This window comes from Roseibium sp. MMSF_3247 (assembly GCF_030733765.1).
Lineage (GTDB): Bacteria > Pseudomonadota > Alphaproteobacteria > Rhizobiales > Stappiaceae > Roseibium.
On record NZ_JASHII010000026.1, the window covers coordinates 1 to 3,916 of the forward strand.

The window sequence follows — 3,916 nt, forward strand, 5'->3', positions numbered from 1 at the left end:
CTGATCAGTGAAGATGAGCCAAAACCTCTCCCTTAAGCAATCAGCTTATCCGGACCCATAGGCGCTGACGGGGAACAGGCAGCATCAAAAGCAAATGGCCCTGATCATGAATGCTGCTTTTGGCGGGTGCCGGGAAGAGACGCGCAGCGGGTGAGCGCGTGCCGATTTTTCCGAAGCCACCCATTGTTGTTGGTCGGTTTCGCAAGGTGATCGTCTGCTGATCGGAGCGGTTGGAAACGGCGGGTCTCAGATACAGATCTTCTTTACGCTTCTGCTTTAGCTTTATGATAGTTGTGTAGATCCGGTCTTCTGACGCAGTGGAATCCAGCGAGTTCAGCCGCGATGTCTTTCAATTTGAACAGACTTATCAATAGGTATCGACTGCGTCCGAGTTATCTCATCGCCGGGATAGCAGTTTCAGTTACGCTGGTGACGGCAGTTTTTGCCGAACTGCAGAACCGCGCTGTCCATCGTGAGGGCGCGCGTGCTGCCATCGGGGAGCAGCTGAGCAAGGTCCGCGCGCAGCTTGAAGGAAACATCAACAGCAACCTGCAGCTTGTCCGGGGGCTGGTGGCTGTCATTGCCAATCAACCGAACATCGATCAGACCCAGTTCAGTCAAATTGCCAGCCATCTGATCGGCGACCATTCGCAACTGCGCAACATCGCGGCAGCACCCGACCTTGTTATCCGCCTGATGTATCCGATTGCCGGTAACGAGAAAGCAATCGGGCTTGACTATAGAAAAAATGACCAACAGCGAAGGGCTGCTTTGCAAGCCGTTGACGCAAAGCAATTGGTACTCGCAGGTCCAGTCAATCTTTTGCAAGGCGGCCGGGGGTTCATCGGACGGTTCCCGGTCTATACGACGGATTTAGCCGGTTCTAAAAGACTTTGGGGTCTGGTGTCCGCTGTCGTGGATGAAACCCGTCTTTATGCCGACAGTGGTTTGCTCGATCCTGACCTGCCTCTTGATATTGCGATCGCTGGGCAGGACGCAGATTTGAGCGATGCCAACGCCTTCTTCGGGGATCCGGACGTGTTTTCGAGAGATCCTGTGGTCACATCGATTTCGCTGCCTTCGGGCGGCTGGCATATCGCGGCAATTCCTCGCGGCGGTTGGAATTTAGCTCCAGACAATGTGTGGCTGGTTCGCGGACTCGTGTTTGTTGGCGGGTTGTTGCTGGTCGTGCCAATTCTGGTTGCCGGGCAACTCTATGATGAACGGCAACGCCATCACCGCGAAGCAAAGTTGCAACAAGAGGAGACGGAGCGCCTCTCCCAGCGTTTGAGGCTTGCGCTTGATACGTCCAAGATCGGTATCTGGGAGTTCAATCTCGAGACCAAGGTGCTTGCGTGGGACAAGAGGATGAAGGAACTCTACGATGTTCCGGACCACACAGATCCGAACGACTATAACGTCTGGAGCGACCGCCTTCATCCTGAAGACCGCGAGCGCGCTGAAACGGAGTATTGGGGCGCTATCAACTCGAATGGGGTCTATCATTCCGAGTTTCGCGTCGTGTTACGGGATGGAACGCCTCGCTGGATCCGGGCGATCGGGGCGGTCCATCAAAGTAAAAGCGGCCAACGTTATATCGTTGGTGTGAATTGGGACGTTTCTTCAGATGTGGCCTTGAAGAAACATCTGCTCGAGGCGAACAAAAGTGCCGAGCTCCGGAATCAGGAGCTGGAAACCGCGCGCGCGCAAATGGAACACAATGCGCTGCATGACAGCCTGACAGGATTGCCGAACCGACGGTTTCTGGATCAACGCCTCATGGAGGCCGATCCCTCCCGCGGTCCAACTGCGCTTTTGCATATCGATCTAGACCGTTTCAAACATATCAATGACACTTTGGGGCATGCTGCCGGTGATGCGATGCTGGTCCATACAGCTGCAATTTTGAAAGGCACGGCACAAGACGGTGATTTTGTGGCGCGTATTGGTGGCGATGAGTTTGTATTTGCCGTTACCAGGGCAACAGACGAGATGGAATTGTCCATGCTCGCAGATCAAATTATCGGCAGGCTCAGCGAGCCGGTATCCTACCAGAACCACCTCTGCCGGTTTGGAGGCAGCATCGGCATTGCAATGGTGGATAAAGATACAGGAAGCCAACGCCGGAACCTGCTCGTTGACGCCGACATTGCGCTTTACAGAGCAAAAAGCAATGGGCGGAACCGGTTTGAATTCTTCTCTGGTTCGCTGAAGGCGGAGATCATTCGCACAAAACGTGTTGCGGATGACATCCTAACTGGGTTGGAACAGAAACAGTTTGTGCCGTTTTTCCAACCTCAATTTGATGCCGAAACGCTCAAGATCGTCGGTGTCGAGGCGCTCGCACGATGGGACCACCCCAAAGAGGGCATGCTCGCGCCAGATACCTTCATGAAAACGGCCGATGATCTGAATGTTGTGCCCTTGATCGACCGAACCATTCTTGAACAAACGCTTCAGGCTTCTCTTCGGTGGAAGCTGGCCGGCCTTGATGTGCCAAAGGTGTCGGTAAATGTGTCGGCTGGACGACTTGCGGATGCCAGTCTGTTCGAAAGTCTCGACGGGTTGTCTTTTACACCCGGTGCGCTGTCCTTCGAACTGTTGGAATCGATTTTTCTTGATGATCAAGATCCCATGATCACATCCAATTTGAAGCGCCTTCAACAGATGGGAATTGATATCGAGATTGATGACTTTGGCACCGGTTATGCCTCAATCGTCAGTCTCCTTCATCTCCGTCCGGCCCGTCTAAAGATCGACCGGCAGTTCATTTATCCATTGCTCGGCTCAAATGAACAGCAACGATTGGTCTCTTCGATTATCGATATTGGAAAATCCTTTAATATCGAGGTTGTCGCAGAGGGCGTTGAAACGATGGATCATGCCCGCGTCCTAAAGGACCTTGGCTGCGATGTTCTGCAGGGCTATGCACTTGGGCGCCCGATGCCGTCTGATGACCTGATTGCCTATGTAAAGGCAGAAAGCTGGAAAACTGCTGCTTAACGGGCGCGGCCAACCAGCTTATGCCTCTGTTTGTGGACCAAACCGGGTAAAAGCCGCCATTGGCGTCGCCGTCGCTCAATTGCCCTTTTTGGATCCCAACAGCCCTCGGTAACCTTTGTTCAGTTATCCGAGCGACATCACTCACGGCTCTCGCCGCGCTATGTCAGCAAGATCGGCGAGTTCTGAGAAGAGCTGTTGCAGATCCGCTATAGCGATCGCGAAACGGTCTCGAATGTCTTTGCCTTCGGGCGTATGCGCCGGGTGCTTCTGCATCAACTCCTGAAAGGTTTCCAGCCCGTTGGCAATCCGATGGAACTCCACGTGTCCTGTGGCCCCGAGGCGCCTGCAAAAATCGACGAGGTCTGAGACGCGATGCGCGGCTTCGGCCTCGAATTGACCCAATCTGGTTTTGAAGGTTTGTCGAAGGCGCTCTGCCATGCGCGGATCAATTTCCAAACCTGACACCTCGTTAATGTGGCCCGGAAGTCAGTTGATCCGCGTCCATGGTCATCTGAAGCCGTCCCAAGCCCCAAAGCAGAAAGGGAGTGTCTCAAAGTGAATCTTCATATGCCGGACCGGACTGTAACTTTCCGAAGATCATTCTGACTGCGGAAAAGACTAGAAAGAGCCATGCGTGGGCTGCAAGCCATGTTTGGGTGGTTCGTGTGGTGAAATGCAGAGTGCCGAATTTTAGGGTATTGAAATCAATGCGCCTTTGATAATGTTTCTTCGCTTTTTCTCTAAAGGCAACAATGCGAAATTGCCCGACAATGCCTGTTAAAACCTTTGTTGCATGCAATTTTGACGATGAACGTTGCTTTTCATGCTTTGATTAAGGTTCAGACTCAATCATAGCCAGAATGCGACGAGTGTTGCGAGGGCGACAGCGGACAGGAAGTTCCTTGCGAGTTTG

2 protein-coding genes are annotated in these 3,916 nt (G+C 53.1%); one reads left to right on the forward strand and one right to left on the reverse strand.

The genetic code is table 11. The annotated features are described in order from the left end of the window. The first annotated feature begins 429 nt into the window (after positions 1–429). Positions 430–3,003, forward strand: a complete 2,574-nt coding sequence (locus RBB44_RS25395) for an EAL domain-containing protein (protein WP_371932360.1) — start codon at positions 430–432, stop codon at positions 3,001–3,003. Between the two features lie 141 nt (positions 3,004–3,144). On the opposite strand, the gene RBB44_RS25400 is transcribed toward RBB44_RS25395, so the two are convergent. After that, complete coding sequence (locus tag RBB44_RS25400) at positions 3,145–3,441, reverse strand: hypothetical protein (protein ID WP_306150602.1); 297 nt, start codon at positions 3,439–3,441, stop codon at positions 3,145–3,147. Positions 3,442–3,916 lie beyond the last annotated feature (475 nt).

Coding starts and splice junctions, on each gene's coding strand:
- RBB44_RS25400 (WP_306150602.1), bottom strand. CDS start 3,441: ATGGCAGAGCGCCTTCGACAAACCTTCAAAACCAGATTGGGTCAATTC.